The sequence below is a fragment of the Neorhizobium alkalisoli genome, from assembly GCF_002968635.1.
Taxonomy (GTDB): Bacteria; Pseudomonadota; Alphaproteobacteria; order Rhizobiales; family Rhizobiaceae; genus Neorhizobium; species Neorhizobium alkalisoli.
In genome coordinates, this window is the sequence record NZ_PVBN01000001.1 from 632,560 (window position 1) to 657,723 (window position 25,164).

27 protein-coding genes and 1 tRNA gene are annotated in these 25,164 nt (G+C 60.2%); 18 read left to right on the forward strand and 10 right to left on the reverse strand.

The annotated features are described in order from the left end of the window. Nucleotide 1 precedes the first annotated feature (1 nt). Both C5L13_RS03020 and C5L13_RS03025 read right to left on the reverse strand, forming a co-directional pair. On the reverse strand, nt 2-661 hold the full coding sequence (locus tag C5L13_RS03020) for an ABC transporter ATP-binding protein (RefSeq protein WP_105381745.1): 660 nt from the start codon (nt 659-661) through the stop codon (nt 2-4). After that, entirely contained in the window at nt 658-1,428 is a 771-nt protein-coding gene (locus tag C5L13_RS03025) for an ABC transporter permease (protein ID WP_170117202.1), read from the reverse strand. The genes C5L13_RS03020 and C5L13_RS03025 overlap by 4 nt, the downstream gene beginning before the upstream one ends. Before the next feature lie 406 nt (nt 1,429-1,834). On the opposite strand from C5L13_RS03025, the gene rfbC reads away from it, so the two are divergent. The 4 genes from rfbC to rfbA are packed head-to-tail and all read left to right on the forward strand — an operon-like array spanning nt 1,835 to nt 5,375. Further along, nucleotides 1,835-2,422 (forward strand): dTDP-4-dehydrorhamnose 3,5-epimerase, encoded by a 588-nt coding sequence (gene rfbC / locus C5L13_RS03030; protein ID WP_105381747.1) that lies wholly within the window; start codon nt 1,835-1,837, stop codon nt 2,420-2,422. 30 nt (nt 2,423-2,452) lie between these two features. Next, the gene (gene rfbB, locus C5L13_RS03035) at nt 2,453-3,514 is read left to right on the forward strand and encodes a dTDP-glucose 4,6-dehydratase (RefSeq protein ID WP_105381748.1); all 1,062 of its coding nucleotides are present in this window, start codon (nt 2,453-2,455) and stop codon (nt 3,512-3,514) included. Further along, complete coding sequence (rfbD, locus tag C5L13_RS03040) at nt 3,511-4,446, forward strand: dTDP-4-dehydrorhamnose reductase (protein WP_105381749.1); 936 nt, start codon at nt 3,511-3,513, stop codon at nt 4,444-4,446. The genes rfbB and rfbD overlap by 4 nt, the downstream gene beginning before the upstream one ends. Next, entirely contained in the window at nt 4,443-5,375 is a 933-nt protein-coding gene (gene rfbA / locus C5L13_RS03045) for a glucose-1-phosphate thymidylyltransferase RfbA (RefSeq protein ID WP_105381750.1), read from the forward strand. The genes rfbD and rfbA overlap by 4 nt, the downstream gene beginning before the upstream one ends. A gap of 134 nt (nt 5,376-5,509) precedes the next feature. On the opposite strand, the gene C5L13_RS03050 is transcribed toward rfbA, so the two are convergent. Continuing rightward, nucleotides 5,510-5,866, reverse strand: a complete 357-nt coding sequence (locus tag C5L13_RS03050; protein WP_105382062.1) for a hypothetical protein — start codon at nt 5,864-5,866, stop codon at nt 5,510-5,512. Between the two features lie 254 nt (nt 5,867-6,120). Between C5L13_RS03050 and C5L13_RS03055 the strand changes: the two genes are divergently transcribed. Further along, nucleotides 6,121-6,197: transfer RNA gene (locus C5L13_RS03055), tRNA-Pro, on the forward strand. Nucleotides 6,198-6,381: 184 nt separating this feature from the next. Here the strand turns inward: C5L13_RS03055 and cysN are convergent. The 3 genes from cysN to C5L13_RS03070 are packed head-to-tail and all read right to left on the reverse strand — an operon-like array spanning nt 6,382 to nt 9,655. Next, nucleotides 6,382-7,869: a sulfate adenylyltransferase subunit CysN gene (cysN, locus tag C5L13_RS03060; RefSeq protein ID WP_105381751.1), complete on the reverse strand. Its 1,488-nt coding sequence runs from the start codon at nt 7,867-7,869 to the stop codon at nt 6,382-6,384. Between the two features lies 1 nt (nt 7,870). Then, nucleotides 7,871-8,824 (reverse strand): sulfate adenylyltransferase subunit CysD, encoded by a 954-nt coding sequence (gene cysD / locus C5L13_RS03065; RefSeq protein WP_105381752.1) that lies wholly within the window; start codon nt 8,822-8,824, stop codon nt 7,871-7,873. A 48-nt stretch (nt 8,825-8,872) separates the two neighbouring features. After that, on the reverse strand, nt 8,873-9,655 hold the full coding sequence (locus tag C5L13_RS03070; RefSeq protein ID WP_170117189.1) for a phosphoadenylyl-sulfate reductase: 783 nt from the start codon (nt 9,653-9,655) through the stop codon (nt 8,873-8,875). Between the two features lie 360 nt (nt 9,656-10,015). Here C5L13_RS03070 and C5L13_RS03075 point away from each other — a divergent pair, with 360 nt between their 5' ends. From C5L13_RS03075 to C5L13_RS03085, 3 genes are read left to right on the forward strand one after another with little or no spacing between them, the layout of a single operon-like run. Then, nucleotides 10,016-10,474, forward strand: a complete 459-nt coding sequence (locus C5L13_RS03075) for an RrF2 family transcriptional regulator (RefSeq protein ID WP_105381753.1) — start codon at nt 10,016-10,018, stop codon at nt 10,472-10,474. 57 nt (nt 10,475-10,531) lie between these two features. Beyond that, the gene (locus tag C5L13_RS03080) at nt 10,532-10,777 is read left to right on the forward strand and encodes a type II toxin-antitoxin system ParD family antitoxin (protein ID WP_105381754.1); all 246 of its coding nucleotides are present in this window, start codon (nt 10,532-10,534) and stop codon (nt 10,775-10,777) included. Continuing rightward, nucleotides 10,767-11,066, forward strand: a complete 300-nt coding sequence (locus C5L13_RS03085; protein ID WP_105381755.1) for a type II toxin-antitoxin system RelE/ParE family toxin — start codon at nt 10,767-10,769, stop codon at nt 11,064-11,066. The genes C5L13_RS03080 and C5L13_RS03085 overlap by 11 nt, the downstream gene beginning before the upstream one ends. Before the next feature lie 70 nt (nt 11,067-11,136). Here the strand turns inward: C5L13_RS03085 and greA are convergent, their stop codons facing one another. Continuing rightward, a complete protein-coding gene (greA, locus tag C5L13_RS03090) occupies nt 11,137-11,619 on the reverse strand; it encodes a transcription elongation factor GreA (RefSeq protein ID WP_105382064.1) in 483 nt (160 codons plus the stop codon). A gap of 325 nt (nt 11,620-11,944) precedes the next feature. On the opposite strand from greA, the gene C5L13_RS03095 reads away from it, so the two are divergent. The 10 genes from C5L13_RS03095 to C5L13_RS03140 all read left to right on the forward strand — a co-directional run bounded on the left by C5L13_RS03095 (nt 11,945) and on the right by C5L13_RS03140 (nt 20,267). Beyond that, nucleotides 11,945-12,979, forward strand: coding sequence for a sulfate ABC transporter substrate-binding protein (locus C5L13_RS03095; protein ID WP_105381756.1), 1,035 nt, complete (start codon nt 11,945-11,947; stop codon nt 12,977-12,979). A 13-nt stretch (nt 12,980-12,992) separates the two neighbouring features. Next, entirely contained in the window at nt 12,993-13,850 is an 858-nt protein-coding gene (gene cysT, locus C5L13_RS03100) for a sulfate ABC transporter permease subunit CysT (RefSeq protein WP_105381757.1), read from the forward strand. Continuing rightward, on the forward strand, nt 13,843-14,721 hold the full coding sequence (cysW, locus tag C5L13_RS03105) for a sulfate ABC transporter permease subunit CysW (RefSeq protein WP_105381758.1): 879 nt from the start codon (nt 13,843-13,845) through the stop codon (nt 14,719-14,721). The genes cysT and cysW overlap by 8 nt, the downstream gene beginning before the upstream one ends. 15 nt (nt 14,722-14,736) lie before the next feature. Beyond that, nucleotides 14,737-15,777, forward strand: a complete 1,041-nt coding sequence (locus C5L13_RS03110) for a sulfate/molybdate ABC transporter ATP-binding protein (RefSeq protein WP_105381759.1) — start codon at nt 14,737-14,739, stop codon at nt 15,775-15,777. Between the two features lie 203 nt (nt 15,778-15,980). Further along, nucleotides 15,981-17,300, forward strand: coding sequence for a phosphatidylglycerol lysyltransferase domain-containing protein (locus C5L13_RS03115; protein WP_105381760.1), 1,320 nt, complete (start codon nt 15,981-15,983; stop codon nt 17,298-17,300). After that, nucleotides 17,297-18,658, forward strand: a complete 1,362-nt coding sequence (locus C5L13_RS03120; RefSeq protein ID WP_105381761.1) for a virulence factor family protein — start codon at nt 17,297-17,299, stop codon at nt 18,656-18,658. The genes C5L13_RS03115 and C5L13_RS03120 overlap by 4 nt, the downstream gene beginning before the upstream one ends. A 102-nt stretch (nt 18,659-18,760) precedes the next feature. Then, a complete protein-coding gene (locus tag C5L13_RS03125; RefSeq protein WP_105381762.1) occupies nt 18,761-19,144 on the forward strand; it encodes a DUF6152 family protein in 384 nt (127 codons plus the stop codon). A 10-nt stretch (nt 19,145-19,154) separates the two neighbouring features. Beyond that, complete coding sequence (locus C5L13_RS03130; RefSeq protein ID WP_105381763.1) at nt 19,155-19,625, forward strand: DUF2214 domain-containing protein; 471 nt, start codon at nt 19,155-19,157, stop codon at nt 19,623-19,625. 61 nt (nt 19,626-19,686) lie between these two features. After that, nucleotides 19,687-19,902, forward strand: a complete 216-nt coding sequence (locus C5L13_RS03135) for a ribbon-helix-helix domain-containing protein (RefSeq protein WP_105381764.1) — start codon at nt 19,687-19,689, stop codon at nt 19,900-19,902. Then, nucleotides 19,896-20,267 (forward strand): type II toxin-antitoxin system VapC family toxin, encoded by a 372-nt coding sequence (locus tag C5L13_RS03140; protein ID WP_105381765.1) that lies wholly within the window; start codon nt 19,896-19,898, stop codon nt 20,265-20,267. Before C5L13_RS03135 ends, C5L13_RS03140 begins: the two co-directional genes overlap by 7 nt. Here C5L13_RS03140 and betA read toward each other — a convergent pair whose 3' ends face one another. The 3 genes from betA to betC all read right to left on the reverse strand — a co-directional run bounded on the left by betA (nt 20,268) and on the right by betC (nt 25,152). Further along, nucleotides 20,268-21,920, reverse strand: a complete 1,653-nt coding sequence (gene betA / locus C5L13_RS03145) for a choline dehydrogenase (RefSeq protein ID WP_105381766.1) — start codon at nt 21,918-21,920, stop codon at nt 20,268-20,270. A gap of 243 nt (nt 21,921-22,163) precedes the next feature. Continuing rightward, complete coding sequence (gene betB / locus C5L13_RS03155; RefSeq protein ID WP_105381767.1) at nt 22,164-23,627, reverse strand: betaine-aldehyde dehydrogenase; 1,464 nt, start codon at nt 23,625-23,627, stop codon at nt 22,164-22,166. Between the two features lies 1 nt (nt 23,628). Beyond that, nucleotides 23,629-25,152 (reverse strand): choline-sulfatase, encoded by a 1,524-nt coding sequence (gene betC / locus C5L13_RS03160; RefSeq protein ID WP_105381768.1) that lies wholly within the window; start codon nt 25,150-25,152, stop codon nt 23,629-23,631. Nucleotides 25,153-25,164: the final 12 nt, after the last annotated feature.

A 25,164-nucleotide genomic window follows, 5' to 3' on the forward strand; every position in this document is an offset into this window, starting at 1 on the left:
CCTACTGCCTCTTCATGTTGCGCTCGTGTACAGCGATCGCGTCTTCGATATTGTCATAATATGCTAGTTTTCCCTCTTCGAGAACCATTCCTGTTTCGCAGTAATCCCGAAGAGTCGTGGCGCTGTGGGAGACCATTATAACATCGGAATCTGTCAACCGCTCCTTAAAGACGTGCTGCGATTTCCGTTTGAAATTTGTGTCCCCGACAGCCGTGATTTCATCCACCAGATAGTAATCGAACTTTACGCCCATGCTCACCCCAAATGCGAGCCGTGCCTTCATGCCCGAAGAGTAGGTCCGAACCGGGGCTTTATAGAAAGCTCCAAGTTCTGCGAAATCGGCAACATAGTCAACGAGTTCTTCCGTGTCGACACCGTAGATCCGTGCGACGAAACGCACGTTCTGTTCCCCTGACAAGTTGCCTTGAAAACTGCCTTGGAAACCGAGCGGCCAGGAAATCTTTCCCTCGCGGATGACTTTGCCGCTGTCGAGGCTCAAAGTGCCCGCAATAATTTGCAGTAAGGTGGATTTACCAGCACCATTGCGTCCCAGGAGGCCGATGCTTCTGCCACGCGGAATGACGAAGGAAACATCATTGATGATGACCTTCGATACACCTTTCATGCGTACGAGCTTGGTTGCTCTTTCCAGCCTTATCATCGTCCTCTCAATATACTTCTGGAACTGGTGAATATCAGCAGACCGCCAAAAAGTAAGCTGAATGCCACGCTATAGAGATAGCCGGCATCAAAGCCAATGGCGCGGTATTCCGGGTAAAAACCTTGGCGAAATAACATCACCACATGGACCAGGGGGTTCAGCAAAACCACTTCTCTGGCAGGGTGTGGCAGGGCATCAGGCAGAAAGAAAATGCCAGACACCATGAATAGGGGCCGCGTCACAATGCCATAGAATTTTTCATAGAGGGGATATTTTATAAACAGCACATTATTGGCAAGGCCGCTACCGAGTGCGAGCAGGCTACCAGCAAACGCCGCTTCGATGAGGAACGGCCATTGAATAGTTATTGAGCTTCGCAAGCTCAACCCTATGAGTGCGAAGACGCAGAAGCCGACGACAGCGGTTGTCCCGAATTGCAGAATGTATCGTGCCAATATCGTATCGATAGGAGCAACGTTTGGATAGCTCAGCAAGGAGCGGTTGGAAGCGACTGCACCGTTGAGATAACCCGCCATACCTTGATAAAATTGGAAGCCGATGTAGCCAGTCGCAAAGAACAAGGGGAAGCTGGTTCCCAAGGCAGGCGCGTGAGCAATGGCCATGAATATGACCGAGAGAAACGCAATATGAGCGAGAGGATCGAGAAAGGCCCAGATATAGCCGCCCGGGTTGGTCCCGAAGCGGGTGGAGGTCTCACGGATCACCAGCGCTGAAAGCACCCTAAGGTGAACTAGAAAATAATACACGTAACCTCGCGAGGCTGGCGTTGATGCCCTGATGCCGGCTTTGTCCAAATAGGCTGCTGTGCTGGAAGATGCCAGAAATAAGATAAAACTGGAAGATGGCATGCCTATGGCGTGCCGATTGAAGGCAAGGTGCGGGCAATTCCGATATTGTGGTGGCCCGGACGTGGCTTCTGTAAGCCTCAAATCGCCTGCGTCTTATCCTTCTTCCTTGGGGTGCCAGACCCGTCTCTCTCGGATCACATCTGACGTGGCGATCCAAGGTCGTTGCTAAGCAGCGAAGGTGGAGGCCGGGCTACTCCGTATAGGTGATCCCACAGCCAATGAGATGAGTGGCCCGTCAATTGCGCTCCCCAGGGCCGTGTGGCTTGATGGCCGGTGAGAGAGGCTCTCGGACAGTGGGGGACGGGTGGTTTTCGAACGGGCGGCCATTGATGGTGTCATGCTGATCATTCCGAAGAGATTCGGGGATCTGCGCGGCTATTTCGTCGAAACTTTCCGGGCCGATCTCTTCGAATCCGAAATTGGGCCGTTCACCTTCGTTCAGGACAACCGTTCCTTTTCGGCGCGTGTGGGAACGGTCCGGGGGCTACACTATCAACTACGCCCTCGGGCTCAGGGGAAACTGGTCTCATGTCCGGAAGGCGCGCTTCTGGATGTGGCGGTTGACATCCGGGCCGGGTCATCGACCTACGGCCGATCAGTGATGATCGAACTATCCGCGGAGAACGCTTGCCAATTGTGGGTGCCACCGGGATTTGCCCACGGTTTCTGCACGCTGAGGCCCGATACAGTGATCAGTTACAAGGTCACGGACTTCCGAAGCCCGGAGCATGAACGTGGCCTTGCATGGGATGATCCCGCGCTCGGCATCGATTGGCCCATCAGGTCGGAGGACGCGATCCTGTCGGAGAAGGATCGAACGCATCCGAAGCTTACCGATATCGAATCGAACTTCGTCTACGTGGCCGATGATGACAGAGCGAGTGTCGCATAAACCAGTTGGATCCATAGGGAATGACACGCCATGCGCGTAATCGTCACAGGTGGAGCAGGGTTCATCGGATCAGCGGTCATTCGTCACCTCGTTCTCGATAAGGGATACGAGGTGCTCAACATCGACAAGCTGACCTATGCGGGAAACCTGACATCCCTTGATTCAGTTGCAGGCCGCTCCTCGTACCGTTTTTTGAAAGCGGACATTTGCGATGCCCGGGCGGTCTCGGAAGCTTTTTTCACCTTCAATCCGGATCGCGTTATGCATCTGGCGGCCGAAAGTCATGTGGACCGGTCGATTGTCGGCGCACGGACATTCATCGAAACGAATATCCTTGGCACTTTTACGATGCTGGAATGCGCGCGAGCCTACTGGCAGTCCTTGACGAAGGAGGAGCAAAACCGCTTTCGCCTTCTGCATGTCTCGACCGATGAGGTTTACGGCTCCTTGAACGATGAGGGGTTGTTCTCCGAAACCACGCCTTATGATCCGAGTTCACCCTATTCGGCCTCGAAGGCCGCTTCGGACCATCTGGCGAAGGCGTGGGCGCGAACCTACGGCCTGCCGGTCATCGTATCCAACTGCTCCAACAACTATGGCCCGTATCACTTCCCCGAAAAACTGATCCCGTTAATCATCTTGAACGCGCTGGAAGGCAAGCCTCTGCCCGTCTACGGCGATGGCCGCAACATTCGCGATTGGCTTTATGTGGAAGACCATGCCCGCGCTTTGGACATGATCGCCGAGCGCGGCAGGATCGGGGAAACCTACAATGTCGGCGGCCGCAACGAGCGGCGCAATATCGATGTCGTGATGCGCGTCTGCGCGCTCATGGACGAGTTGAAGCCCAGTGGCAGGCCCCACGAGCAGTTGATCCGTTTCGTGGTCGATCGGCCGGGACATGACGTACGATATGCGATCGATGCAACCAAGCTGGAGACGGAACTCGGCTGGACGGCAAGGCAGACCTTCGAAACCGGTATCGAACATACTGTACGGTGGTATCTCAATAACGCCTGGTGGTGGGCCCCGCTTCGCCATAGCTGTGATGGCAGCCGTCTTGGACTGTTGAAGAGCGGTGCAAACGCATGAGAAGGCCAACGCGATATGTCGTGACCGGTTTGTCGGGTCAATTGGCCCTCTCGCTCTCCGATCTGGCAAGAGGGTGCGAAAACCTTGAGGTCATCAGGCTCGGCCGGCCGCAATTTGACCTGACCGACATCGGGACGATCGCCCGGACCGTCGAGGCGGCCGAACCCGACATCATCGTTTCAGCGGCAGCCTATACGGCTGTCGATCAGGCCGAACAGGCGGCTGAAACCGCATTTGCGGTCAATGCTGCGGGGGCAGGAGAGCTGGCGCGCGCGGCGAGCATTCTCGGAGTGCCGATCATCCACGTCTCCACCGATTACGTTTTCGATGGCGGCAAGTCCGCTCCCTATACCGAAACGGATCCCGTCGCACCGCTTGGTATCTACGGCCGGAGCAAATTGGAGGGTGAGCGGCAGGTCGCCGCAACCACCGAAAATCATGTGATCCTGCGAACCGCCTGGGTCTACAGTCCATTCGGCAAGAACTTTCTCCGCACGATGCTGAAGCTTGCAGCCACGCAGCCTGAGCTTCGCATCGTCGAGGATCAGGTCGGCAATCCGACCTCTGCGCTGGATCTGGCGGATGCTTTGTTGAGAGTTGGACAAAACCTCCTGACGGCTGACGATCCGTCTCTTCGGGGCGTCTTCCATATAGCAGGATCGGGCGAGGCCAGCTGGGCGGAATTCGCCAGGGAGATTTTCAAGGTCTCTGCGCAGAACGGAGGGTCGGCTGCAGATGTCATCGGCATATCAGCAAGCGCCTATCCGACCCCCGCCCGTCGCCCCGCCAACTCGAGGCTCGACTGCCGGAAGCTCGCCACGCTCCACAATATCGTCATGCCCGACTGGAGGTCATCGACGGCTCATGTCGTCGGCCGCCTGCTTCAGCCTGAGGGATCTTCGCACAATGCAATTCGGGAGTTGATTTCATGAAGGGCATCATCCTCGCCGGCGGAAGCGGAACGCGACTTCACCCCATGACCCAGGTATTATCCAAGCAGCTGATGCCGATCTACGACAAGCCGATGATCTACTATCCGCTATGCACGCTGATGCTGGCCGGCATACGCGAGATCCTCATCATCTCGACGCCGAAGGATCTGCCGCACTTCCAGTCGCTGTTGGGTGACGGCTCGAAGTGGGGCTTGTCGCTCTCCTACGCGCTGCAGCCGTCGCCGGACGGGCTTGCCCAGGCCTATATCATCGGCGCCGATTTCATCGGTGCCAGTCCTTCCTGTCTCGTCCTCGGCGATAACATTTTCTTCGGCCACGGCATAACGGACCTTTTCACGAGTGCCATGGCGCGGGACGAAGGAGCGACCGTCTTCGCCTACCACGTCAACGACCCGCAGCGTTACGGCGTCGTGGAATTCGACCAGGACATGAGGGCGGTTTCCATCGAAGAAAAACCTAAGATCCCCCGCTCCAATTGGGCGGTGACCGGGCTTTATTTCTACGACAAGGACGTCGTCGAAATCGCCGCTGGGCTGAAACCTTCGGCCCGGGGGGAGCTCGAAATAACCGATGTCAATCGGATCTATCTGGAACGCGGCAAACTTCACGTTGAAATCATGGGACGGGGCTATGCCTGGCTCGATACTGGAACCCCCGACAGCCTTCTGGAGGCGTCCGAATTTGTCTCGACGCTCGAGCGCCGGCAAGGTTTCAAGATATCCTGTCCGGAAGAAATCGCCTTCCGTCTCGGCTTCATAGGGCCTGATCAGCTGGAAGGACTTGCCGGGTACTACGGCAAGAGTGCCTACGGCAAATACCTGATCGATGTACTGCGGGCGAGCGGAGACCACAGTCTGGCGACCGCAGTAGTGGAGAGACGCATGGCCTCGGCAATCATCGGCGCATAAGGCCGCGGATTGAAGGGCGCGTCGTGAGAGCCACGGAGGGCCGCGGCTCCCGAAATTTACTCAAGCCAAGTCGTTGCCGGGGTCGGCCCTCTGTGCGTGAGGTCATGCTGCCTAAATTAGGTCTGCGCTCGTGTTCAAGTGCCGGCCAAAAGCTCTGCGCAATAGCTCGGTCCGTTGGCGCCGGGGCGATCCGAGACGATCGTGAGGTCGCGGATCGTGTAGTCGCTTCCCACGGTGATCTTGGCCGAGCAGCTTACGCTCGCGCTGCGACCGTTCTGCAGCTTGATTCTGTTATATCCGCCGCGCCAGTTGTAGATGGTGGAAGAACCTTCCTGGCTGTCACTGATCGGAGGGCTGTATTTGGCGAAGAACTCGCCGGCCGATCTGCCCACCCAGCGAGCCTCGATTGGGTTGCTGGCTACGCCCGCTGTCGTGCAGGCCGAAAGGGCTAGGGCGAAAAGGGCGGTCGATGCGATGACGCGGCGGCTCATGGTCTCGGAATCCTTCATAGTGTGGGTAATGTGCCGGGGAGGAGGGCTTCGGGATTGCACCTAGCAGATTTAGCGTTCGCTTCGCGAGGCAGGCGGCGCAAACGGAGATCAAATTTTTGATGCGCCACCTTTTTGCAACGCCTTGCTTTGCGGCGTTTAATCGGCAGAGGGAAGCGATATGATGCCATCGCAATTTTTTCATGGTGAGCGCTTGTGGAATGAAGGATGCTGGTCTATAGAAGCGCCGCTGGTCACGGAGTGTAGCGCAGTCTGGTAGCGCACCACGTTCGGGACGTGGGGGTCGAGTGTTCGAATCACTCCACTCCGACCAGTCGAAAGAGCTTGGTTCTCTTCACTTTTCATCCCGACATTCTTCCGAATAGGACCGGCCTGCCGGACCGATTGCGATGCGTTCGGAGGGGCGATCGTCGCGGCGAGGTGCGCTTTCCGTCTTCTCCGTTGCGCAAGAAAAAGGGGCCTTCGCGGCCCCTTTCCGATTAGCTTTGCCAATATTCTCATATATCACTCGCCGCGTTCGAAAAAAGTTCGGCGGCCTGCTTTGCCGTCAGGCGGCGGATTTCGGCCTCATCGCGCCGGGTGGCGAAAAGCTCGCTTGCCATGATCTGCTCGGCAAGATCCGCCGGCAGCGACATCAGCACGCGCTGGCCCTCCGTGTGGATGCCGCCGAGCTCGGCGCGCTTGGCGGTGATCATCCCGCCGGCAACGGTGTTCAGCGTATCCGGGTCGATCAGGATGAAGGCGCCGGTCGAGCGGTTCTGCTCGTAGGCATCGAAGACCGCCTGTTCCTCGAAGGAGAGCCGCACCTTGCCGATCGCATTCATCTGAAGCGTCGAGGCATGCGGTTGCCATTTGCCGGTCGAAAGTTCCAGCTGGGAGAGCGGCTCAACGGCCACGCGCTGGCGGCGCGAACCGCTTTTCAGCCAGTAGCGTCTGCCGGGCTCGATGCCGCCGGGCTGCAGCGAGACGAGTTGGGCGTCGAAGGAGAGACCCGTCATCGGCTGCCCTTCGAGGGAAACGATCACGTCGCCACGTGCTACGTCCACCTGCCGGTCGAGCACGAGGGTGATCGCATCTCCCGCCACGGCGGCATTGCGCACGAGATCGAAGGTGACGATCTGCTTGACGTTGGCGACCACACCGGAAGGCAGGATGACGACCGGGTCGCCCGGCTTGATGGAGCCGCCGGCAACAGTGCCCTGGTAGCCGCGGAAACTCTCGCCGGGACGGGCGACGCGCTGCACCGGCAGCCTGAAACCGCCCGCCTGAGCGGTGCGTACGGTTGCAAGCTCCAGCGTCTCGACCAGCGTCGGGCCTTCATACCATGGCATGGCGCTGTCGGAGGAATAGACGACGTTTTCGCCCTTCAGGGCCGACATCGGAATGGCGGTGATCTGGCGCACGCCGAGCGAAAGCGCGAATTCACGGAACTCGTGGGAAATCTTTTCGAAGATCGCCTTGTCGTAGTTGACGAGATCGAACTTGTTGACCGCCAGCACGAACTGGCGGATGCCCATCAGTGCGGCGATCGTCGCGTGCCGGCGGGTCTGTTCGAGTATGCCGGAGCGGGCGTCGGTCAAAAGGATGGCGAGATCGGCGGTCGATGCGCCGGTCGCCATATTACGGGTGTATTGCTCATGGCCGGGCGTGTCTGCGACGATGAAGGAGCGCCGGTCGGTCGAGAAATAGCGGTAGGCGACGTCGATGGTGATGCCCTGTTCGCGCTCCGCTTGCAGGCCGTCGAGCAGCAGGGCGAAGTCGGGCAGGCCGAGGTCGTTCTGCTTGCCGCTGTCGCGGGCAAGCGTTGCCGCCTGGTCTTCCTTGACCGCCTTGGTGTCCCAGAGCAGGCGGCCGATCAGCGTCGATTTGCCGTCGTCCACCGAACCGCAGGTGATGAGGCGCAGCGGGCGCGTGTCGCGCACGGCCTTCAAGGGTTCGGCAAAGGGCAGGATGGTCGCCGAAGCGGTTTGGGCTGGAGCGGTCATCTCAGAAATATCCTTCGCGCTTCTTCTTTTCCATGGAGCCTGACTGGTCGCGGTCGATCGCGCGGCCCTGGCGTTCGGAAACGGTAGCGATTTCAAGCTCGGCGATCACCTCTTCGAGGTTGGAGGCCGTCGAGCGTATGGCGCCGGTCAGCGGAAAGCAGCCGAGTGTGCGGAAACGGATCATGCCGTGGCGAACGGTCTCGCCGGGCAGAAGCTCGAGCCGCGGGTCCTCGGCGAGGATCATCATGCCGTCGCGTTCCACATAGGGACGTTCGGCGGCGTAGTAGAGCGGCACCAGCGGAATATCTTCGGCCTGGATGTAGCGCCAGATGTCGACTTCGGTCCAGTTGGAGAGGGGAAAGGCGCGTACGCTCTCGCCTTGTCTGATCATGCCGTTATAGATGTTCCAGAGCTCCGGCCGCTGGTTGCGCGGGTCCCATTTGTGATCAGGCGTACGGAAGGAGTAGATCCGTTCCTTGGCGCGGGAGGCTTCCTCGTCGCGGCGCGCGCCGCCAAAGGCTGCATCGTAACCGCCGGCGTCGAGCGCCTGGCGCAACGCTTCGGTCTTCATGATGTCGGTGTAGAGCGCCGAACCGTGGGAGAAGGGCGTGATGCCTTCTTCCGCGCCGCGGGGATTGGTGTGGACGACGAGATCGAGATCGTATTTCTGTGCGATCTCGTCGCGGAACTCGATCATCTCGCGGAACTTCCAGGTCGTGTCCACGTGCAGAAGCGGGAACGGCACCCGGCCCGGATGGAAAGCCTTGCGGGCGAGATGCAGGAGGACGGAGCTGTCCTTGCCGATGGAATAGAGCATCACCGGCTTTTCGAATTCTGCAGCCACTTCGCGGAAGATGTGGATCGCTTCGTTTTCGAGGGCTTTGAGATGCGGATCAAGCGGTGGTCTGGAAACGGGCGGGTTCTTTATTTCCGTTTCCTGTACTGACAAGGGCATTTCGGTCTCCGGGCAGTCTATCGGAACAAACACAAAGGTTGATGCTGGCTAGCGGACAATTGAGGCAGCTTGCGGGATCGGTTGTGCGGAATTCTCAGGCACATGCAGTCCGCATTCGCGCTTTTCATCGTTTTCCCACCACCAGCGGCCGGCGCGTTCTGGCTCGCCCGGCTTGATGGCGCGGGTACAGGGTTCGCAGCCGATCGAGGGATAGCCGCGGGCATGCAGCGGATTGACAGGGATCGCCTCGGCCGCCACATGGGCGCGGATCGCTTCGATATCCCAGTCGGCGAGCGGGTTGATCTTGATGAGGTTGCGCTCGGGATCATATTCGGCAAACGGCGTCGTGGCGCGACTGCCGGACTGGCCGCGGCGAAGCCCGGTGATCCAGACCTCGGCGCCTGCCAAAGCTCTCGCGAGAGGCTTCAGCTTGCGCACGTGACAGCAGGCGTGGCGCGCTTCGACGCTGTCGTAGAAGCCGTTCATGCCGTATTTTGCAGCATAGGCGTCGACATCCTCCTGCTCAGGTGTGAAGCGGCGGATCGAGATCGCATACCGCTCCTCCGTCTCGCCGATCAGATCCAGCGTTTCCTTGAAGAGGCGGCCCGTCTCCAGGGTGGAGATTTCGATGGGCAGGCGGTGCGTGCCGATTGCTGCGGTAATGATCTGGTCCTCGATGCCGAGGCTCGTCGTGAATACCGCATTGCCGAGCTCGGCTGCAAACGCCAGGCGGCCCTCAAGATCGAGGTCCTGCAGCTGTGCGTCGAGTGTGGCGGCCATTGGATGACCTTGGGCCGAGCGGTCCCGGCCGGCAGCATCATGAAGGGTCATGGGATATCATTCCGTAAGCATTTGCTGGATTATCCAGATATCGCGCGCGAAAGGACAGGAAAACCCGTCCTATGACGGCAGGATGAGGAGCAAATATCTCTCCAAAGCGGCATGCACACAGAAAACCTGCCGCCTTAACCAAAAGTGACCATTTTCTGCCGTCCGAACTACCCGCATTGGTTTGTAATTTCTCGGGATTTGAGCTAATCCAGATGCATGCCTGCAAGGCAAAACTGCCTCTTGCAGGCATGCAGCCCCTGATCGCCGTTCCGGCGAACCCGTGGATGCCCCTGAAAGCTGATTTTAACGGCGCTGTGAGGTTTTCGCCTCGCGGCGACGGTATCGTTTAATGGTTGCGTGATGATATCCCAGAAAGCGAAATACGCGTTGCGGGCGCTCGCCGCTCTGGCGCAGGGCGATCCGGACGTGCCGATGCTGATCTCCGAGATTGCCGTTCAGCAGAGCATCCCGAAGAAGTTCCTGGAGCAGATCCTGCTCGATCTCAAGCGCTCGGGCATCGTTGTCAGCCGCCGCGGCAAGCAGGGCGGATATCTGCTCCTGAAGCCCGCCAATTCGATCACCTTCGGCGAAGTGCTGCGCCTCGTGGATGGACCTATAGCGCCGCTTCCTTGCTTGTCCCAGACGGCCTACCGCAAATGCGAGGATTGCGACGGCGAGCATCTCTGCGAGATCCGCCATGTCTTCGCCCGCGTGGCCGATGCCACCCGCGACGTGTTGTTCAACACCACCATCGCCGATGCGATCGAGGGAGCCGGCGAGATCAAGGATGCACCGGTCCGCGAGCTTCTGACGGCTTGAAGGCTGCCTCTTGGCGGTGTACCAATTTTTGGTATGATGCCGGGCAGGAGATATGCCATGGCTCGCAATACATCGGTTTCCCTCGGCGACCATTTCGCCGACTTCATTGACGACCAAGTCGAAAGCGGCCGGTATGGGTCGGCCAGTGACGTGGTTCGGGCTGGCCTGCGCCTGCTTGAAGAGCATGAGGCACGCGTCGAGACCTTGCGGAATGCGTTGATCGCGGGTGAGCAGTCCGGCGCTCCGCAACCTTTCGACAACGATGCCTTCCTGAAGCGGATGCGCGAGCGCCATGGCCGGTAGTTCCAGGCACTACAGGCTTTCACCTTTGGCGGAAGCCGACCTGGAGAAGATCTGGTCTTACACCGTGGAAGCTTGGTCCTGGGAGCAAGCAGAGCGTTATCACGGCGAGATGCTCGATATTTTCGCTGGCCTTGCGGCCGGCCAGCTGAGTGGGCGCCGAACTGACGTCCGGGAGGGATATCTGAAATATCCGATCGGCTCTCACTTCGTCTTCTATCGGCTCGGCGCGGGTGGTATCGAGGTCATCCGTATTCTCCACCAGCGCATGGACGTGAGCCGCCATCTTTAGCGCAGGCAGCATTCGGGAAGGGCGGGCAGCAGATCGCTGCTGCGAGGATGATGCCGCCTGCAGGACGTGATTACGAAATCGCGGTTATTTCCAGTTCCTGGTCCCCTACATTCACCACATCCCCGACGGTTTTGCCCGTAAGAGCCCTTGCCACCGGCGACACGTAGGAAATCGATCCGGTCTTGGGGTCGGCCTCATCTTCGCCGACGATCCGATACGTCTGCACCCGCCCGTCCTCGCGGCTGAAAGTGACAGTGTTTCCGAAGGCGACGGTACCCGTCGAGATGGGGTTCGTGACGATCTGGGCCGTGCGAACTCTTTCGGCAAAGTAGCGCAGATCGCGAAGCGGGCCTGCTGCCTGGCGCCGGCGTTCGTTCACGTCTTCGATCGGACCTGCAGCCTCATAGGCCTCCCGCGCCTGAGCCAACTGCAATTCCAGCGCCTTCAAGCCCGCCTCGGTCACGAGATTGAGGTGAGGCGAGATCGGCCGGTCGGGCAGCAGGGTTTCCGCAGCGGTTTCGGCACTATCTTCCTTGGTGAAGGCGACGCTCAATCTGGAAACTCCGTTCAGGTCCGGCATGATCTTTGGGGCGGCAGCCGCGGTTCCGCAGCCGTCGGAACCATGCATGGCTGCAACGGTCATGTTGCAGAATAGGCGAAAAATCTTTCTCCGAATGCCTCAAAATCTCGATTGTGGCCGGATTATGATTTTGCTGAAGACGGTTTTCCCAATGCACACGTTCTGCCGCCGCGTGTAAGGTTAACCCATTCTTTGCCTGCCGAACACGGCCAGGGAAACAGTTTTGCCTTCTTTTCGCCTTCGATTGACTAAGACGACCTGGTCGATAGAGTTTGGCCAAACCACAGGAGGGACTTTCATGTTCAGTTTTACCCGGGGATTTGGCAAGGGATTGGGAGCGGTCGCTCTCGGTCTGTCCCTGACGGTGGGAGTGTTTACACCCGCCTTTGCCGATACCCAGCTTCTCAACGTTTCCTACGATCCGACCCGCGAACTCTACAAGGATGTCAACGCTGCCTTCGCAAAGTCCTGGAAGGCTCAAACGGGAGAAGACCTGTCGATCCGCCAGTCGCATGGCGGCTCGGGCGCACAAGCCCGCTCGGTCATCGATGGTCTGGAAGCGGATGTCGTAACCCTTGCGCTCGAAAGCGATATCAACGCCATCGAGAAGACCGGCAAGATCAAGGCCGGCTGGCGTGCGCGCCTTCCCAACAATTCCTCGCCTTATACCTCGACGATCGTCTTCCTTGTCCGCAAGGGCAATCCGAAGGGCATCAAGAATTGGGGCGACTTGGTGAAGGGCGACGTCCAGATCGTCACGCCGAACCCGAAAACATCGGGCGGCGCGCGCTGGAACTATCTCGCCGCCTGGGCCTGGGCAAACGAAGAGTTCAAGGGCGACCAGGCGAAGATCAAGGGCTATATCGCCGATCTCTATAAGCGCGCGCCCGTCCTCGACACCGGTGCACGTGGTTCGACGGTCACTTTCGCTCAGCGCCAGATCGGCGACGTGCTGCTTGCCTGGGAAAACGAGGCCTATCTGGCTGGTGAAGAATTCGGCAAGGACGCTTTCGATATCGTCGTGCCGCCGATTTCCATCCTTGCCGAGCCGCCGGTCGCCGTCGTCGATGCCAGTGTCGACGCCAAGGGCACCCGCAAGCAGGCAGAGGCCTATCTGCAATATCTCTATTCCGACGAGGGCCAGAACCTCGCCGCCAAGCACTTCTATCGTCCTTCGAAACGTGATGTGGTAAAGCCGGAATTGCTGAAGGCTCTGCCGGACATCAAGCTTGTCACGATCGACGATCCGATCTTTGGCGGCTGGAAGAAGGCGCAGCCCGAACATTTCGGTGACGGCGGCATCTTCGACCAGATCTACAAGCCCGGGAAGTAATTCGGAATCCTTTATGACCCATACCGCCACTGCCTCATCGGCGAAGTGGCGACTGAAACAGCCGAGCATCATCCCGGGTTTCGGGTTGACGCTCGGCTTTTCGCTCGCTTACCTGTCGCTGATCATTCTCATCCCCGTTGCCGGTCTGCTCTGGCGTACTGCCGAGCTCGGCTGGAGCGGGTTTTTTGCCGTTTTCACCGACCGGCGCACGCTCGACGCACTTTATATATCGTTCGGCACCGCCTTTCTGGCCGCGCTGGTGAATGTCGTCTTCGGCGTCATCGTTGCTTGGGTGCTGACGCGCTACAATTTCCCCGGCCGGCGGCTGATCGACGCGATGGTCGACCTGCCTTTCGCCCTGCCGACTGCGGTTGCCGGTATCGCGCTTGCTTCTCTTTATGCACCTAACGGCTGGATCGGATCGCTCTTCATGCCGTTCCGCATCGCGTTCACGCCGCTCGGCATCGTCGTCGCGCTCATCTTCATCGGCCTGCCTTTCGTGGTGCGAACCGTGCAGCCGATCATGGAGGAGATCGACAAGGAAGTGGAGGAGGCTGCCGCAACATTGGGCGCCAACCGTTTCCAGACGATATCCAAGGTGATCCTGCCGGGCCTCATGCCCGCGATCCTCACCGGGTTCGCGCTCGCCTTCGCCCGTGGAGTAGGGGAATACGGTTCGGTCATCTTCATCGCCGGCAACATCCCTTACGTCTCGGAGATCGCGCCGCTGCTGATCGTCATCCGTCTCGAAGAGTTCAATTACGCAGGCGCGACGGCGATTGCGACGATCATGCTGCTTCTCTCTTTCGTGATGCTTCTCGTCATCAATCTAATCCAGGCCTGGAGCCGGCGGAGATACGGCAATGTCTGAGAACGCGTCCTCCACAATCTCCAAGCAACCGTTCTTTCGCGATCCGGCGGACGAGCGGCCGCTCGCCAAGACCCTCCTGATCCTGGTGGCGCTTGCCTTCCTGGCATTCTTTCTGTTGCTGCCGCTGATCTCGGTATTCGTGGAGGCTTTCCGTGAGGGTTGGGGAGCCTATTACGAAGCTCTGGTCGAGCCGGATGCGGCGGCTGCGATCCGGCTGACGCTTCTGGTCGCTGCGATCGCCGTGCCGCTCAATCTCGTCTTCGGCCTCTGTGCATCCTGGGCGATCGCGAAGTTCGAGTTCAAGGGCAAGGCCTTCCTGATTACCCTCATCGACCTGCCGTTCTCGATTTCCCCGGTGATCTCGGGCCTCGTCTACGTTCTGCTTTTCGGCTCGGGCAGCCTGCTCGGCCCCCTTCTGAAAAGCTGGGGCATCGAGATCCTCTTCGCGGTGCCGGGTATCGTACTGGCCACGGTGTTCGTGACGTTTCCCTTCGTGGCGCGGGAACTGATCCCGTTGATGCAGGACCAGGGAAGCGGCGACGAGGAGGCTGCGCTTTCGCTCGGAGCATCCGGCTGGCAGACCTTCCGCTATGTCACGCTTCCGAATATCAAATGGGGCCTGCTCTATGGGGTGCTGCTCTGCAATGCCCGCGCCATGGGCGAGTTCGGCGCCGTGTCGGTGGTTTCGGGCCGCATTCGCGGGCTGACCAACACCATGCCGCTGCATGTCGAGATACTTTATAATGAGTACAACATGGTGGCGGCCTTTGCTGTGGCATCGCTGCTTGCACTGCTTGCACTCGTCACCCTTGCACTCAAAACACTTCTCGAACTTCGGTTCGGTGCCGGCAACGCCGGCGGCAGGCATTGAAAGGTTTACGCATCGATGGAAGTCACCATCAACAATATCCGCAAGGAATTCGAACGCTTCCCGGCGCTGAACGACGTTTCTCTGAAAATCGCCTCCGGCGAACTGATCGCGCTTCTCGGGCCCTCCGGCTCCGGCAAGACGACGCTTCTTCGCCTGATCGCCGGTCTGGATTTCCCGACTGCGGGCAAGATCTTCTTCGGCGACGAGGACGCATCCCACCATTCGGTGCAGGAGCGCAATGTCGGCTTCGTCTTTCAGCATTACGCGCTGTTCCGTCACATGACGGTCGCCGAGAACATCGGTTTCGGCTTGAAGGTCCGCCCGTCGTCATCCAGACCGCCGAAATCCGAGATACGCCGCCGCGTCTCGGATTTGCTGGACATGGTCCAGCTCGGAGGGCTTGAGAAGCGTTACCCGAACCAGCTTTCCGGTGGTCAGCGTCAGCGCGTGGCGCTTGCCCGCGCCATGGCGATCGAGCCTCGCATTCTGCTGCTCGACGAACCGTTCGGCGCCCTCGACGCCAAGGTCCGCAAGGAGCTGCGGCGCTGGCTGCGGGAATTTCACGATCGGACCGGCCATACCACGGTTTTCGTCACCCATGACCAGGAAGAGGCTCTGGAGCTTGCCGACCGGGTCGTGGTCATGAGTCAGGGCAAGATCGAGCAGGTGGGGTCCGCCGACGACGTCTACGACCGCCCCGGCTCGCCCTTCGTCTTTTCCTTCATCGGGGAATCGTCGCATTTGCCGGTAGAAGTGAAAGAGAAAACGGTCCTCTTCCAGGGGCAGCCTATCGGCATTTCAGAACCGGTCGAGGGAGGTGGGGAGCTCTTCTTCCGCCCCGAGGATGTGTCGCTTGTCGACGCTCAGGATGCGCTGTTCGGCAAGGTCACCGCCTGCCGTCGGCTGGCGGGCACGCGCATCGCCGAGATCGACATCGCCAATGAGGGACACGCGCCTTATCACGTTGAGGTCGAGGTGCCGTTGCATGCGCCGGTGGCGCTAGGCAGCGAAGTGCGTTTTCGTCCGACGCGGTGGAAGGTTTTTACAAACGGCTGAAGATCGTGGATGGCTGGATGATGGAGCCGGTCGCCCCGCTGCGCCCGGCATCGACGTGTCGTTCTCAAGCGAGTAAAAACACGAAAAGTTGATACATGTCATTTTTTCCTTCACGGAGTGCGGGTAAATAGCGGTCGTCGCAAGCTTCGGTCCATGCGCGACATCTAATGTGCCGCGCAATCGTTAATCCCGACAGGTATTCCATGGCAGAGACTGCCCAAATCGACGACACATCCGAGCAGCAGAGAGGCTCGCCGGAAAGCCAGCCTGCTCATCTTGCCGTATCCCTGGCAAAGGTGTTGATCAGCCGGCTTACTCCCGGCAAAGGCGTCATCCTCTTTTTCAGCCTGATCCTCTTTACGATTGCGTTCGCCGCCAACCTCTTCCTCGAGGAGAGCCTGGCGAGACTGGGCTGGACGCTGTTCCTTTCGGGCAACCCGATGCATGCGCCGTCCGGCCTTGCATTGACGCTTCTGATCGGCACGGTCGCCACCAACCGGTTGCGGCGCGCGGCGCCGTGCCGCAAGCCCCCGTCCGACGAGGAGATGGGCCTTGCGGTAGAGATCCTCTCGACGCAGCCGAATGCGAGCGCTGGCCTGGTGCGCCTCGGCGACAAGAAGGTCCTCTTCTCCAATTGCGGCAAGGCTTTCATCATGTATGCCCAGCAGGGCCGCTCATGGGTGGCATTGTTCGACCCCGTCGGCTGCCGCAAGGCCTGGCCCGATCTGGTGCTGAAATTCATGGAGACGGCCCGCAAGGCAGGCTGCCGCGCGGTTTTCTATCAGGTCTCGCCGGAATTCCTGCCGCTGACTGTCGAGGCAGGGCTGAAACCCTACAAGCTCGGCGAACAGGCGATCGTCGATCTCACCAGGTTCGATCTCAAGGGTGGCGCCTGGCTGAAGCTCCGCCGCTCCATCAACCGCGCGGTCCGCGACGGGCTGGAGTTCTCGATGCTGAACGCGGAGGACGTGCCGGCCGTTCTCGACGAACTGCTTTCCGTTTCCCGTACCTGGCTTGCCGCTCAGAACGCAGCGGAAAAAGGGTTTTCGCTGGGGACATTCCAGTCGCAATACGTGGCGGCAGGACCGGTGGCAATCATCCGCCTGGAAGGCCGCATCGTCGCCTTTGCCAGCATTCTCTCGACGGCATCAGGCGGGGACGCCTTCATCGACCTGATGCGGCATCTCCCCGACACCCATCGCGGCATGATGGATCTTCTCTTCGTACGCATCATGGAGCACATGAAGGCCGAAGGATACAAGACGCTGAACCTCGGCATGGCGCCGCTTGCCGGCCTCTCGACCCACAGCAAGGCTCCTTTCTGGAACCATGTCGGCGAGCGTATCTTCCGCAACGGCGAACGTTTTTATAATTTCCGCGGGGTGCAGGCTTTCAAGTCGAAGTTCGATCCGGACTGGCATCCGCGCTATCTCGCCGTCTCCGGCAGCGGCATGCCGGTCCTTTCGGTATTTGACATCACCATGCTCATTGGGGGCGGCCTCAAGGGACTATTGCGCCGATGAGGCTTCTGCCGATCATCGTGGCAAGCATCACGGCTGTTGCGGCAGTCGTTCATATCGTATCCGGCCCCGAACTTGAGACCAAAAGTCTGCCGACCAACCGGATTTCCTATCCCGATGGCAAGGTCGCGGGCGTCGTGGTGTTGCTTTCGGATGGGGAAGGCTGGTCGGAAAGGGAAACGAATACCGCCGCCGCTCTCGTCGGGGAGGGCGCGCTGGTGGTGGGGGTCGATCTTCCGGAATATTACGCAGCGCTGGAGGCGGAGCAGGATGACTGCCTCTATCTCGTCGCCGATATCGAGGATCTGAGCCGCCAGTTGCACCGGTCTGCCGAAATTTCCGACTATCGGCCGCCAATGGTCGCCGGTATTGGCGACGGGGCGACGCTCGCGCTGGCCATCGCAGCGCAGACCCCCGATTCCACCATTGCGGAAACCCTGGCAGTGGACCCCGGGACCACGATCTCGCTCCCGACCGTGCTCTGTACCCCCGCGCCGAAGACGCCTGTCCCCGAGGGTATGGTTTATGGACTGACACCGGGCGATCTGCCCAATCCGGTGCGTATTCTCTTTACGCGAACGGCGGATGCGGCCGGACGTGTGCATGCGGAGGACCTGAAAGAGACCCATCCGAAGGTCGAACTGCGTGAGACGGCGGAGAGTGCAGCTGCGGCACTGCTGATCAACACCGCCTCGGTCATGCGGGGGCTGGCCCGCTCCGCTTCCCCGCTCAACCTGCCGATCGTGCCGATCGAGACCACGGCCAGGCACGGCGCCATGGCGATCGTCTATTCCGGCGATGGCGGCTGGCGCGATATCGACCAGCAACTTGGCGCCTATCTCAAGGAAGACGGCATTCCCGTCGTCGGGGTGGACGCGCTGCGATACTTCTGGACCGAAAAGACGCCGGAACAAACCGCCGCCGATCTTTCCCGCATCATCGCGGCCTATCGCACCCGCTGGCAGGTCGAGGACGTGCTGCTGATCGGGTATTCCTTCGGTGCGAACATCCTGCCTGCCACCTACCGGCTTCTGCCCGAGGCGGACAGACAGGCCGTGTCGCTCGTCTCGCTGCTGGCTCTATCCCATCAGGCCGATTTCGAGATCGACGTCACCGGCTGGCTCGGTTTTTCCGGAGCCGGCAAATATGGCGATCCCGTCGATGATCTGAGGGCGATCGAGCCCTTCAAGATCCAGTGCATCTATGGCCTTGCGGAGGAGGACAGTGCCTGCCCCGCGGTCGCGGAAATGCCGGGTGCTCAGGTTCTGGCGCGGGAGGGCGGCCATCACTTCGATGGCGACTACCGCGCGCTCAGTCGACTGATCGTCGACCGGGCGATCGCGGTGACGGCGGCAAACTGACCATCGTCTCACCGGTCATTCAAGAAGAGGTGAAAACCTCTGGTCAATCGCGAGCGTCTCCACATCTTCCAGGATGAATTGCGAAACCCCGGGAGAGCCGCCATGACCCGATATTCAATCACCCGCATTTTTGCCGGAGTTGCCCTTGCCGCCGCCTTGGCCGGCACCGCTGCCGCCCACCATGGCTGGTCCTGGGCTGATGCCGACCAGATCGACTTGAAGGGCACGATCCAGTCGATTTCCTTCGCACCGCCGCATCCGGTGCTGGAGGTCAAGGCCGAGGATGGCGTCTGGCGTGTCGAACTCGGCAACCCGAACCAGACGCAGCGCTCAGGCTTCGTGGAGGGACAGGCCAAGGTCGGCGACGAGATTGTCGCCACCGGCAATCGCTCCGAAGACCGCAACGAGAAGCGCATGAAGGCGGTCCGGATCGTCGTCGCGGGCAAGACGTTCGACATTTATCCCGAGCGGATCAAGACCAACTGAGGCGGTGTTCATGGAGTGGCTTGCGCCGCTTGCCGAGACGCCGCTTGCAAGGGCGCTGATTACCTCTTCGACGCTCTATCTCTTGGTCAACGCCGCGCATATCCTCGGTATCGGCGTGCTTTTCGGGGCGATCCTTGCGCTCGACCTGCGGCTGATGGGCTTTGCGCCGGCTGTCCCCCTGGCCGCGATCGCCCCCTATCTTTCTCGGATCGCCGCAGCAGGCGTGGTTGTCGCCATCCTCACCGGAATGTGCCTGTTTTCCGTCCGCCCGACCGAATATGCGCGAAACTCCGCTTTCCTGGCCAAGCTTGGTCTCGTCGCGCTCGCCCTCGTCAACGTCGCGGTCGTCCATTTCGGAAGCGGATGGCGGGCGGTGCTTTCCGGGGAGGGGCCGAGTACCGCCGTGCGCGTTGGCGCCACGCTATCGATTCTTTTCTGGATCGGGGCGCTGATAGCCGGTCGCTGGATCGGGTTTTTGTAAATCTGGCTTTTTATGAGAGATGATGATATCGATAGCCGATATCAGATGACGGAGCCCGTAAATGCGTACTTTGGTGGACATCGGCGAAGCCGAACTCGCAGCTCTGGACCGACTCGCCAAGGAGGATAAGGTATCGCGGGCTTCGCTTATACGGGTCGCAATCGGCGATTATCTCGCCCGAAACGTCAAGGACAGGCAGTCTGCGGCTTTCGGGCTTTGGAAGCGGGACCCGGTTGATGGCTTGAAATTTCAGGACGAGATTCGCAGCGAATGGTGAAGGCGCTATTCGACACCAATATTCTCGTCGATTATCTGAACGGCATCGCCGAAGCTCGCGATGAATGGGATCGCTATAGCGAGAAGAACATCAGCATCATCACCTGGATGGAAGTACTCATCGGCGCAAAACCTGAGCTGGTGGAAGCCACACGGGATTTTCTCGACAGTATTCATCTCATCTCGATAGACGAAACCGTGGCAGCGCGCGCCGTGAGTTTACGCCAGCAATTCAAAATGAAGCTGCCAGACGCGATTATCTGGGCAAGCGCCGATATCCATTCCATGTTGCTGGTGACACGAAATACCAAGGATTTCCCGGCGAATCTTCCTGGGATTCGCATTCCCTATATTCTCCGCCACTAATCACCGATCGCTGACCACCGCTCTCGGATTGACCCACGGCTCCTGATTGCTGCGGGGCAGGGGCTGCTTGCCCAGAATGTGGTCGGCGGCCTTCTCGCCGGTCATGATCGAAGGACCGTTGAGGTTGCCGTAGGTGACATGCGGGAAGATCGAACTGTCCGCAACGCGCAATCCATCCACGCCGATCACCCGGCATTCCGGATCGACGACAGCCATCGGGTCGTCGGTGCTGCCCATGCGGCAGGTGCCGCAGGGGTGATAGGCGCTCTCCAGATGCTCGCGCAGGAAATCATCGATCTGTTCGTCCGTCTGCACCTTCTCGCCGGGCTGGATCTCCGGACCGCGGTATTGGTCGAAGGCCTTCTGGCCAAAGATTTCCCGGGTCAGCCGCACGCAGTGGCGGAACTTTTCCCAATCTTCCGCGTGGCTCATATAATTGAACCGGATCATCGGATCCGCCTTTGGATCAGGCGAACGGAGCGTTACGTTTCCGCGCGACTTCGAAAGATTGTAGCCCACATGCACCTGGAAGCCGTGGCTTTTCGCTGCGGCCCTGCCGTCATAGGAGATCGCCACCGGCAGGAAATGGTACTGGATGTCCGGCTGCGTCAAGCCGGGTGCCGAGCGCAGGAAGGCGCAGGCCTCGAACTGGTTGGAAGCGCCGAGCCCGCCCTTGGAAAGCAGCCATTGCGCGCCGGCAACCCCCTGCCAGAACCACGGCAGCCAGGAGTAGAGCGACACCGGCTTCGTCGAGATCTGCTGGAAATAGAATTCCATATGGTCCTGCAGATTGGCGCCGACCCCGGGTCGGTCGGCCTTCACTTCGATGCCCATCGCCTTCAGATGCTCGGCCGGACCGATGCCGGAGAGCATCAGCAGTTTCGGCGAATTGAAGGAGGAGGCCGACACGATGATCTCGCGGTTGGCGCGGATCGTCTCGGTCCCGCCGCGGCGTTGGATCTCCACGCCCACCGCCCGGCCATTCTCGATTACCACCCTGCTGGCGAAGCCATAGACGATCTCGACATTCGGCCGTTTCAGCGCAGGGCGCAGATAGGCGTTCGCCGTCGACCAGCGCCGGCCGCGGTAGATCGTCTGCTCCATCAGCCCGAAGCCTTCCTGCTTCGAGCCGTTATAGTCGTCGGTGAGTTCGAAGCCGGCCTGTTTTCCCGCCTCGATGAAGGCGTGGAACAGAGGGTTCTTCACAGGCCCGCGCCTGACATGCAGCGGCCCGTCGGTGCCGCGCCAACCTTCCTCTCCGCCTTCGGAATTCTCCATGCGCTTGAAATAGGGGAGCACATCCGCATAGGCCCATCCCGTCGCCCCAAGCTCTTCCCAGCGATTGTAGTCCTCCGCGTGGCCGCGAACATAAACGAGCCCGTTGATGGAGGATGATCCGCCGATCACCTTGCCCCGCGGCGCGGTGATGCGCCGGTTGTTGAGGTTCGGCTCAGGCTCGGAAAGATAGCCCCAGTTGTAGCGCTTCATGCTCATCGGCCAGGCGAGTGCTGCCGGCATCTGGATGAACGGCCCGAAATCCGATCCGCCCGCCTCGATGACGATCACCGAGTTCTTGCCGTCCTCAGACAGACGATAGGCCAGCGCCGAGCCCGCCGAACCGGAACCGATGATGACGAAATCTGCCTGAAGCATGTTAGTTTTCTCCAGACTGGTTCTTGATGTCGTGCCGTGTCAGCCCCCCTCTGGCCTGCCGGCCATCTCCCCCACAGGTGGGGAGATCACAAGCGGCTCGACTTTCGCGCCAAATATCCCCGCTGCCCAGGGATGCGGCATCTTGTTCGGGGAAACGGGTGCGTCTATCCAATCTCCCCACCTGTGGGGGAGATGGCCGGCAGGCCAGAGGGGGGCGATCTTGCGCGACAGCCAACGAGAGCATCAATACGGCGCCTCGACCTTGCCCATGCCCACATAGACCGTCTTCAGCTCGGAATAGTGCTCCAGTGCGGCCAGCGAATTCTCGCGTCCGAAACCGGATTGCTTGGATCCGCCGAAGGGAATTTCCACGGGGCAGAGATTGTAGGTGTTGATCCACAGCGTACCGGCCTCAAGCTGGTCCACGACACGGTGTCCGCGCGAAAGGTCGGCGGTGAAGACGCCGGCCGACAGGCCGAATTCGGTCGCGTTGGCGCGGGCGATCACCTCGTCCTCGTCGTCGAAATCGAGCACGCACATGACAGGCCCGAAAATCTCCTCCCGTGCAATCGTCATCTCGTCCGTCACGTCCGCGAACACGGTCGGCTGCACGTAATAACCTTCGCCGGTGACGTGGTTCGGAATGCCGCCGCCGGTCAGAAGCGTCGCACCCTCGGCCTTGCCCTTGTCGATATAGCTCAGGACCTTCTGGCGCTGATCGAAAGAGACCATCGGTCCGAGTTGCGTCGCCTCGTCCATCGGATCGCCGATGACGATCTTCTCCGTCCGCTCTTTGAGGCGCGACAGAAAGGCATCCTTTACGGTCCTCTGCACGAAGACGCGGGTGCCGTTGGAGCAGACCTGACCGGTCGAATAGAAGTTGCCGAGCATGGCACCGCCGATGGCGCTCTCGATATCGGCATCGTCGAAGACGATCAGCGGCGACTTGCCGCCGAGTTCCATGGTCACGTGCTTCAGGCTGCCGGCAGCCGCTGCCGCCACCTTGCGTCCGGTCGGCACCGAACCGGTGAGCGAGACCTTGGCCACGTCCGGATGGTTGACCAGCAGCGGCCCGGTATTCCGGTCGCCCTGGATGACGTTGTAGAGCCCCTTCGGCAAGCCGGCCTCTGCCAATATCTCGGCGATCTTCAAGGCCCCGAGCGGCGTGTTTTCCGAAGGCTTGAACACCATGGCATTGCCGGCCGCAAGCGCCGGAGCCCCCTTCCAGCAGGCGATCTGCTGCGGGTAGTTCCAGGCGCCGATGCCGACGCAGACGCCGAGCGGCACGCGCTTGGTATAGGCAAAATCGCCGCCGAGCGGAATATAGCTGCCGTTCATGCCCGCCGCGATGACGCCGCCGAAGAACTCGAAACTGTCGGCGCCCGAGGTCGGATCGGCGACGGTGGTCTCCTGGATCGGCTTGCCCGTATCGAGCGTCTCGAGTTCGGAAAGTTCCCGGTTTCTCTCACGCATGATCTCCGCGGCTCGCTTCAGGATGCGGCCGCGCGCCGTCGGGCTCATCGCGGCCCATTCCGGCTGGGCGCGCTTTGCCGCGGCGATCGCGCGTTCGACGATATCAGGCGTCGCCGCATGCAGTCTCGCGATCACCTCGCCGGTCGCCGGATAGAGGCTTTCGATGAGAGTGCCCTCGGTGTCCTCGACATATTCGCCGTCGATGAAATGGCTTGCGATCGGTTGGGCTTTCATCTCATTCTCCGCGCGGGTAGCGTTTGGACTCCTCGAGATTGTCGAGGTTCATATGGTTGCGCATGTAGCGCTCCGACGCCTTTTGCAATGGCTGGTGATCCCACGGATAATAGGCTCCGTTGCGCAGCGCTTCATAGACCACCCAGCGCCGTGCCTGGCTTTCGCGAACGGCCGCATCGAAGGCGCCCATGTCCCAGCGTTCCCCGCGCTTCTTGCGGAACGCGGCCAGGACCTCGGCAAACTCCGGGTCGTCGGCAAGGTTTTTCAGCTCCTTGGGATCGGTTTCGAGATCGAAGAGCTGATCCGGGTCGAGCAGGCAATGGACATATTTCCACTTGCCTTCGCGAATGGCGACCAGCGGAGAATAGGAACCTTCGGCGGCATATTCCATCAGTACCGGGCTGATGCGACGCTGCCCGTCCATCATCGGCTTCAGGCTTTCGCCATCCGTCCAGGGCTTGACCTCCTCCATCGAAATGCCGGCCAGCTCGCAAAGCGTCGGCGTGACGTCGAGGTTGGAAACCGGTGCCAGATGCAGGGCGGGGGGGATGCCCGGGCCGGCGATCATCAGCGGCACGCGCGCCGATCCTTCGAAGAAGTTCATCTTGAACCACAAGCCCCGCTCGCCCAGCATGTCGCCATGGTCGGAGCAGAATAGGATCAGGGTGTCGTCCAGCATCCTTGTCCGCGTCAGCGTATCGATCAGCTCGCCGACCTTCTCGTCGATATAGGAAATGTTGGCGAAATAGCCGCGGCGCGCCCGTGCGACGTCCTCTTCGGCGACATCGAACTTCTGGTAGTCGCAGGAGAGCATCAGCCTCTTCGAATGCGCATCCTGCTGGTCGAATGGTATGGCCCCGACCTCGGGCAGGAGCTGATTGCGGCCTTCATAGAGATCCCAGAATTTCTTGCGCGCCACATAGGGGTCGTGCGGGTGGGAGAAGGAGACCGTCAGGCACCAGGGCCGACGGTCCTCGTCATCCCGTTCGCGGGCGACATGATAAAGCTTCTGGTTGGCGAGAAACGCGACTTCGTCGTCATATTCCATCTGGTTGGTGATTTCGGCGACGCCTGCGCCGGTGACGGAACCGAGATTATGATACCACCAGTCGATCCTCTCGCCGGGCTTGCGATAGTCCGGGGTCCAACCGAAATCGGCCGGATAGATATCCGTCGTCAGCCGTTCCTCGAAACCGTGTAGCTGGTCCGGCCCGACGAAATGCATCTTGCCGGACAGGGCCGTGTAATAACCGGCGCGGCGCAGGTGATGCGCATAGGTCGGGATCGAGGAAACGTATTCCGCCGCGTTGTCGTAGACGCAGGTGCGGCTCGGCAACTGCCCGGCCATGAAGGAGGCGCGGGCGGGCGCGCAGAGCGGCGATGAGGTATAGTTGTTGGCAAATCGCGCCGACCGTGCCGCCAGACTTTTGAGATGCGGCGCATGCAGCCATTCCGCCGGACCATCCGGAAACAGCGTCCCATTCAGCTGGTCGACCATGATGATCAGGATATTGGGTTTGGTCATTGGCGGAATCGA

What these genes read in the sequence shown, in the direction of transcription:
- C5L13_RS03130 (WP_105381763.1), top strand. Translation starts at nt 19,155, where the DNA reads ATGGAGTGGCTTGCGCCGCTTGCCGAGACGCCGCTTGCAAGGGCGCTG.
- betB (WP_105381767.1), bottom strand. Translation starts at nt 23,627, where the DNA reads ATGAAAGCCCAACCGATCGCAAGCCATTTCATCGACGGCGAATATGTC.
- C5L13_RS03080 (WP_105381754.1), top strand. Translation starts at nt 10,532, where the DNA reads ATGGCTCGCAATACATCGGTTTCCCTCGGCGACCATTTCGCCGACTTC.
- C5L13_RS03020 (WP_105381745.1), bottom strand. Translation starts at nt 661, where the DNA reads ATGATAAGGCTGGAAAGAGCAACCAAGCTCGTACGCATGAAAGGTGTA.
- C5L13_RS03110 (WP_105381759.1), top strand. Translation starts at nt 14,737, where the DNA reads ATGGAAGTCACCATCAACAATATCCGCAAGGAATTCGAACGCTTCCCG.
- rfbD (WP_105381749.1), top strand. Translation starts at nt 3,511, where the DNA reads ATGAGAAGGCCAACGCGATATGTCGTGACCGGTTTGTCGGGTCAATTG.
- betC (WP_105381768.1), bottom strand. Translation starts at nt 25,152, where the DNA reads ATGACCAAACCCAATATCCTGATCATCATGGTCGACCAGCTGAATGGG.
- C5L13_RS03115 (WP_105381760.1), top strand. Translation starts at nt 15,981, where the DNA reads ATGGCAGAGACTGCCCAAATCGACGACACATCCGAGCAGCAGAGAGGC.
- C5L13_RS03125 (WP_105381762.1), top strand. Translation starts at nt 18,761, where the DNA reads ATGACCCGATATTCAATCACCCGCATTTTTGCCGGAGTTGCCCTTGCC.
- C5L13_RS03085 (WP_105381755.1), top strand. Translation starts at nt 10,767, where the DNA reads ATGGCCGGTAGTTCCAGGCACTACAGGCTTTCACCTTTGGCGGAAGCC.
- cysT (WP_105381757.1), top strand. Translation starts at nt 12,993, where the DNA reads ATGACCCATACCGCCACTGCCTCATCGGCGAAGTGGCGACTGAAACAG.
- C5L13_RS03050 (WP_105382062.1), bottom strand. Translation starts at nt 5,866, where the DNA reads ATGAGCCGCCGCGTCATCGCATCGACCGCCCTTTTCGCCCTAGCCCTT.
- C5L13_RS03075 (WP_105381753.1), top strand. Translation starts at nt 10,016, where the DNA reads ATGATATCCCAGAAAGCGAAATACGCGTTGCGGGCGCTCGCCGCTCTG.
- cysD (WP_105381752.1), bottom strand. Translation starts at nt 8,824, where the DNA reads ATGCCCTTGTCAGTACAGGAAACGGAAATAAAGAACCCGCCCGTTTCC.
- rfbA (WP_105381750.1), top strand. Translation starts at nt 4,443, where the DNA reads ATGAAGGGCATCATCCTCGCCGGCGGAAGCGGAACGCGACTTCACCCC.
- rfbB (WP_105381748.1), top strand. Translation starts at nt 2,453, where the DNA reads ATGCGCGTAATCGTCACAGGTGGAGCAGGGTTCATCGGATCAGCGGTC.
- C5L13_RS03095 (WP_105381756.1), top strand. Translation starts at nt 11,945, where the DNA reads ATGTTCAGTTTTACCCGGGGATTTGGCAAGGGATTGGGAGCGGTCGCT.
- C5L13_RS03070 (WP_170117189.1), bottom strand. Translation starts at nt 9,655, where the DNA reads ATGACCCTTCATGATGCTGCCGGCCGGGACCGCTCGGCCCAAGGTCAT.
- cysW (WP_105381758.1), top strand. Translation starts at nt 13,843, where the DNA reads ATGTCTGAGAACGCGTCCTCCACAATCTCCAAGCAACCGTTCTTTCGC.
- C5L13_RS03135 (WP_105381764.1), top strand. Translation starts at nt 19,687, where the DNA reads ATGCGTACTTTGGTGGACATCGGCGAAGCCGAACTCGCAGCTCTGGAC.
- C5L13_RS03140 (WP_105381765.1), top strand. Translation starts at nt 19,896, where the DNA reads ATGGTGAAGGCGCTATTCGACACCAATATTCTCGTCGATTATCTGAAC.
- cysN (WP_105381751.1), bottom strand. Translation starts at nt 7,869, where the DNA reads ATGACCGCTCCAGCCCAAACCGCTTCGGCGACCATCCTGCCCTTTGCC.
- C5L13_RS03120 (WP_105381761.1), top strand. Translation starts at nt 17,297, where the DNA reads ATGAGGCTTCTGCCGATCATCGTGGCAAGCATCACGGCTGTTGCGGCA.
- betA (WP_105381766.1), bottom strand. Translation starts at nt 21,920, where the DNA reads ATGCTTCAGGCAGATTTCGTCATCATCGGTTCCGGTTCGGCGGGCTCG.